Consider the following 5,555-nt stretch of genomic DNA (forward strand, 5'->3'; position numbering starts at 1 on the left):
TACCGGTTGAAGGACAAAAAGAAGATAGGCATTGCACCGATAATCGGTGAAATTTAACCCCAAGGGGGGTCAAAACTAGATTGCCGAATTAACCCCAAAGGGGGTCAAATTTAAACTGCCGTTGACAACAGGAGCGGCTGAGCATCTTGGTATTTCTAAGGGCGCCGTGAGTAAAGCAATTAAGAAACTTGAGCAGGAGTTAAATTTAAGGCTGTTGCAACGCACCACGCGAACCATGACGGTTACTATTGAGGGGCGCGCGTTTTACGAATATTGCCGCGAAATGATGAGCCAAGCAGAAGCAGCTGAGCAGCACTTAGGGAGTTTGCGGGATACGCCCGGCGGACTAATCCGCATCACCGCACCAGTTACATTCGGTAGTGTACAAATTGCACCGTTAATTCCTGAACTACTTCAGCAATATCCTGAGATAAACGTTGACCTGCTGCTTGATGACAAACGTGTCGACTTAGTGACGCAGCAAGTTGATATTGCCATTCGATGTGGCCAACTTGAGAGCTCTTCACTTATTGCCAAGCGATTAAATGACTTACCTCTGGTGGTGGTTGCCACCCCAGCGTTTCTAGCCAAACACGGAACACCAACACACCCGCACGAGCTTGCTAACCTACCGTGTTTAAGCCACAGCTCGCACGCAGTTGATAGACGATGGACGTTTCTAGAAAACAATCAAGAAATTACGGCGCGCATAAAAGGGCCGATGAACGCCAACAATAACTTTGCCCTGAAACAAGGTTTGTTGGCATCACTCGGCATTGCTTATTTACCGAGATACCAAGTGACCGAGCAGCTTGCCAACGGTCAGTTGGTGCCACTACTGGAAGATTATTTGCCCACGCCAACCCCAGTGCATGCGGTTTATCGCCACCGGCAACACCTGAGCGCGGCGATGCGCGCCGCGCTTGAGTTTTTTACCGCGCGGTTGTGATGGTTATTCGATGTTTTGGATTTTATTATCGATTTTTTAGGCTTAATCCATTAAATTCAAATATTTATAATTAAAAATGCAAATAAAATTACCCACCGATTTACCCACCACTCGGATTACGCTTGTACTCGCCTTCGTACATTAGAGATAAGAAACCTGATCTTTTCTGAAGAGACCACGATCAATCAACTCTGCTCCAGCAGCAGCCGCATCACTGGAAAATAAAAGAATCCGCAAGTTCACCTCGGCTCTTGAGAAACATACATAAGCAAGCTTTTCAGTGAGTTTCATTTGCCGTTCAGTTGGTTCCCCTGCGACGCCCGGCGTTAGCACCTTGGAAAAACTGTAGGCGTTCCATGACGCTTCAACGTCGTCGATCATAACCAGCACATTCTCATACTCTTCGCCTTTGACACCGTGTTGAGTGCTAAATGGAGAGTTTTCATCCAGAAAATCGATATATTTCTCTAATTCTTCCGCCCCTAGTTTGAAAAAGTCATCGGCTAACCAATCACCCTTTTCACGCTGATGCTCATCGTTTCTCGCGTCGAACTCTTCCCGAGGACCACGCTCCAACTGATAGGCGAGCCGCTCTGAAAACGCGTAAAGAGCATTGTCACGGCAGTACCCGAGAATCCCCCCCAAAGTACTAGTTGCCCACATATCTTTCAAGGCTTTGGAGTGCTTTGAAGCGCGATCAAGCATATCTCTTAGGGATTTATCCTTGTTCTTCCCGTCATCTGCATATGCTGGGCTTGTCTTGCGAAGCGTTTCGATGGTCTTTTTTGCGTTTCCGGACCTAAAGGCTTCTACAAGCGGAAAAACCCCGTCGACGAATGGCTTAAGTAGGTAGTGAGTACCATCCTCGTAATCCGACTGTGAGCGCGAAGATGAGTATAAGCCAGTGAAAAGCTCATGGAGTTTGATAAACCCTAATCTGCGCGCAATCATTCGACGAGCGAGGAATAGTTTTTTCACAGACAGATTGTCTTTCCATCCCCAAAGCTCAACGGCTTGTGAAAATCTGGCTGTAACGTCGTCAAGCTGCTCGGCGGTGTAGGTATTTCTTGGCCCTTCGGGGTTCGGCGCCTGCACGATGGTTATCAGAACGCTTCCTTCGACTTTAGCATTCACCTCACCGGGTACTTGCTGCAAATCCTGCCTAAAGTTGTTGAGAAGATCAATCACAGAGGTTGAGCAACGAAAATTTTCCTCCTTGGGTATCACTGTTGCACCTTCTGGTCCTGAAAAATCACCCGCTCGCTTATCGTAGATTTGCTGCATCGGATCACCGAAGTATCCAATAATAGGCAGCCCTTTACCTGAACAGATAGCGTTCAAGGCATCCATCACTTGAGGAAAAGTATCCTGAGCTTCATCAACGAAAATATAGGGATATTTAAAGCCAAGCCCCTTTCGTAAGACAGGTTTGTTCGAGATCAAATAAGATGCAACATCAATAACATCATCATGATTCAACACACATTTGGAGTAGTCGCTTACCGTGGCTTCTTCATATTTAACTAATGGCTTTTCTTTCAGCGCATCCAGCTCACGCGCTAGCCGTTCTAGTTTCGCCCTCGCCTTTTGTGCCTTCTGGGAGGCTCCACCGTTGTTATCCTTCTCAGCCTTTTCAACTTGACGTGGTATAATTTCTAAGCAAAGCGCCTCTCGAATAGCGTCCTGAAATCGAACGACCTCTCCCCAGAGAAATCCATGTAGTGTTGAAACAAGAAACAACTCATCAAAACCAAGCCGAGACGAGATCACCTCGACCGCGCGATTCGTGTAGGTGATGCACACAACGCGTTGTCCATTTTTTTTAAGTTCTTTCCCGTGCTTGTCCCTTATCCTCTTAAGCGCTTCGACGAGAGATGTGGTTTTTCCAGAACCCGCCCCAGCAATAACCGAAAACGATGTTTCAGAGTCTATACAAGCGGCAATTTTCTTGTCTGCTTCCGTTGATTTTAGACGAGTATTCACTCTCCCTCTCCCTGTTTTTGCGAGAGGTGCTCATCAAGCCATTGCAGGCCTTCTGCGATATAGAATGGCACTTTCCAATAGCATGTCGCATGATTTGCGAGGCCACTGCCGTCCTCATGTTGCTGGGCCGAGGGCTCAAAACCCAAAGCATCCATTGCAAATTCAGTTTTCTTGAATGTGGAGCTTTTGATACGCTTCCATACAGCTTGGTGTAGTTCAGTCGCTTCTTTGGGAAGGCCAATGCCAATACTCAACTTACCCTTTTGAAACAAATAAAGATTTTCATAGACGAAAGCCTCTTCAAGCGTCCGCCCATGGAAGGTATGCGGTTGGCCTTCAATGTCTACTGAAACCGGCTTCTGATAGGAGACAAAACGTTTTCCATCGGCCTGAAGGCAATTATCGTATGTCTCCTTAGCGAGTTTCTGCACTCCAGTTTCTTTGAAAAAGTAACTAAGAGTTGCGTTAGCGGAGACAGCGTTTTTTTCCGTAGCAATGCAGTTTCTACGATTATTATCGGGATCAACAGAATCGATGTCCGTGATAACCAGATACGGAATCTCTAAAAACTCCAATAAACCAGCGAAGCGCATTCCGTATGCCCCACCGACCTCTAGAACGGTCAAGTATTTTTTGTTGAGGTTTTCGGCCACGATATCGATCATCCGTGGCAGTAGGAGCTTTTCTACTGCTCCCTCTACAAGAATCGCCGCATCAGAAAAAAACAAATCACAATGGGTTAGCCGCAGATACTTCTTGAGGAATGACAAGGCTTCCTCAGGCGAAACAATATGGCTGCCTACATCTATAGGATTCGGCTGAAACTGCCTAAGGCTATGCACCGTTGTTCCTTGAAATACTTTACCTTCCGGTCCTTCGTCAACAAGCTTCCGACGGAAATATCGGATTTTTGAAAAATCGACAGTATCCAAAATATGTGAAGAATGCGTTGTGATGGCGAGCTGAGGTTTATCTTCCTCTTCCGGTGTCCCGGCAGTTAGAACATCCCACATTTGGCGAATGAATGTTTGCTGGACCTGAGCATGCAAATGCACCTCTGGCTCTTCAATAAAGATAATCTGGCACATTGGACGACTCTCTTCAGTGGAAAGCCACTGCCTGTAAAAATGGTCAATCTGGATCGCCATAAATACAAGATTCTTGAATCCGAGCCCATTGTAGCCTTCGGGGAGCTCATGATTAGTGTTGGTGTCGACATAAAAAAGTTCGGTGTTTCCTCGCAGCGCGGCCTCCGAGCTAAGCGTTGAAACAACTCTCATCGCGCGGTCGTTGCCAGAAGGAAGCCCTAGACCTCCGATCATCTTCATCAACGGCTTAAAGTGTTGGTCATAATGTTTCGTCAGATTGTTATTGTTTTCTTCAATAACAGCGACGGCTTTCTCGGCAAGCTCCGCTTGCTCAAGGTTGCGCCTGTAATAGGTTGCAAAAGCGTCTGATAACTTGTTACTTCTTGTCGCGTTCTCATCATCAATATTCCGCTGAGCGTCAACGAAATCGACACGAAGTAGCGAATTCAGGATTTTTTTCCCACTCTTGGGGTCAATCGGCGTCGCTGTAACCTCCTTCTGGATTTTTTCAAGTGAAAACATATGGAGGCTAAAATATTTTCTCAGATTACCTTCCAACTCAAGGAAATGACTTAAAGGCCGCTTTCGCTTACCGTCTTCCCCCTTGGGAAAGGTGTTGTCGTACTGCTCCCAAAGCTCCGAAACATCTTCTACTGCCAATGCGCAACGCATACCAATCTCTGAAAAATCTGCCGACAGGCTTGTTGCAAGGTCGAATATACGCCCGAAGGAAATAGATCCTGGATCAACCTGGAACCAAAGATCAAGCTCTATGGACGGCAGACTAATATCTTGACTGGGATCATATTTATCAATGCTGAAAATGCAGCTCATCGAAAAGTCGTGAATCTTGAAATCACGGTTCCCCAAAAAACTTCGAACAGCGGCTGTGGCAGAAGTCTTTCCGCTGTTATTTGGACCGACAAATACAGTTTCCTTGTCCTCGAAATCAATTTCCACATCCCTAAGGCGGCGAAAATTTTTTATGGAAATACTGTTTAGTCGCATGTATGACCCCAGTCTTTTACTATGTCACTACCATCCTAGGCAATGTTGAAGCAAAAATAGAACGCAACAATGCAGCGAAATAAGAATTCACACAGGCGAAGGAAGACTTATGAGGAGTGCTCTTCCTTGAGGAAACAACTGAGCTGGCTCAATATCGCTCGCAGTGATTCTGTGCCCGTGCTCTTTTATCACTCTTTGAGATTACTTAAACCGCCGCTTAAGAACAAGCGAAAGTTCTGGGTGAAACTGGTCACTGCGCAATTTGTCATTTCAAAATTTACTTATAGTAGCTTCTGCTGAAAACAAGCATTTTGAATTTCATTTAAGTAATAAATTGCGGTCTGCCGGATGATTGATAAATTCTTGATCAAGGTGATGTCTCAGAAAGCTAAGCTACCGGTGACCTTTCCCCTGAAATAACACCATATTTTCAATGAGATTTCAGTTTTTATGCCACCTGTTTTGCATATTCAGCTGGCGGTAAATAATTCAGTGAACTGTGTGGTCTTTCTTCGTTGTAATGACGC

At 45.8% G+C, this 5,555-nt stretch carries 4 protein-coding genes; 1 reads left to right on the forward strand and 3 read right to left on the reverse strand.

Features of this window, described 5'->3' with window-relative positions; genetic code table 11:
- The first annotated feature begins 121 nt into the window (after positions 1 to 121).
- A complete protein-coding gene (locus tag EGC76_RS11755; RefSeq protein ID WP_281277730.1) occupies positions 122 to 949 on the forward strand; it encodes a LysR family transcriptional regulator in 828 nt (275 codons plus the stop codon).
- A gap of 141 nt (positions 950 to 1,090) precedes the next feature.
- Here the strand turns inward: EGC76_RS11755 and EGC76_RS11760 are convergent, their stop codons facing one another.
- From EGC76_RS11760 to EGC76_RS11770, 3 genes are all read right to left on the reverse strand, one after another.
- Positions 1,091 to 2,932, reverse strand: a complete 1,842-nt coding sequence (locus EGC76_RS11760; RefSeq protein WP_128353196.1) for a UvrD-helicase domain-containing protein — start codon at positions 2,930 to 2,932, stop codon at positions 1,091 to 1,093.
- Positions 2,929 to 5,028, reverse strand: a complete 2,100-nt coding sequence (locus EGC76_RS11765) for an ATP-dependent nuclease (protein ID WP_128353197.1) — start codon at positions 5,026 to 5,028, stop codon at positions 2,929 to 2,931. Before EGC76_RS11765 ends, EGC76_RS11760 begins: the two co-directional genes overlap by 4 nt.
- Positions 5,029 to 5,476: 448 nt before the next feature.
- A partial coding sequence (locus EGC76_RS11770; RefSeq protein WP_133306974.1) for an integrase core domain-containing protein occupies positions 5,477 to 5,555 on the reverse strand: 79 nt, incomplete at its 5' end.

The organism is Pseudidiomarina gelatinasegens (assembly GCF_004025325.1).
In the GTDB taxonomy this organism is placed as follows: Bacteria; Pseudomonadota; Gammaproteobacteria; order Enterobacterales; family Alteromonadaceae; genus Pseudidiomarina; species Pseudidiomarina gelatinasegens.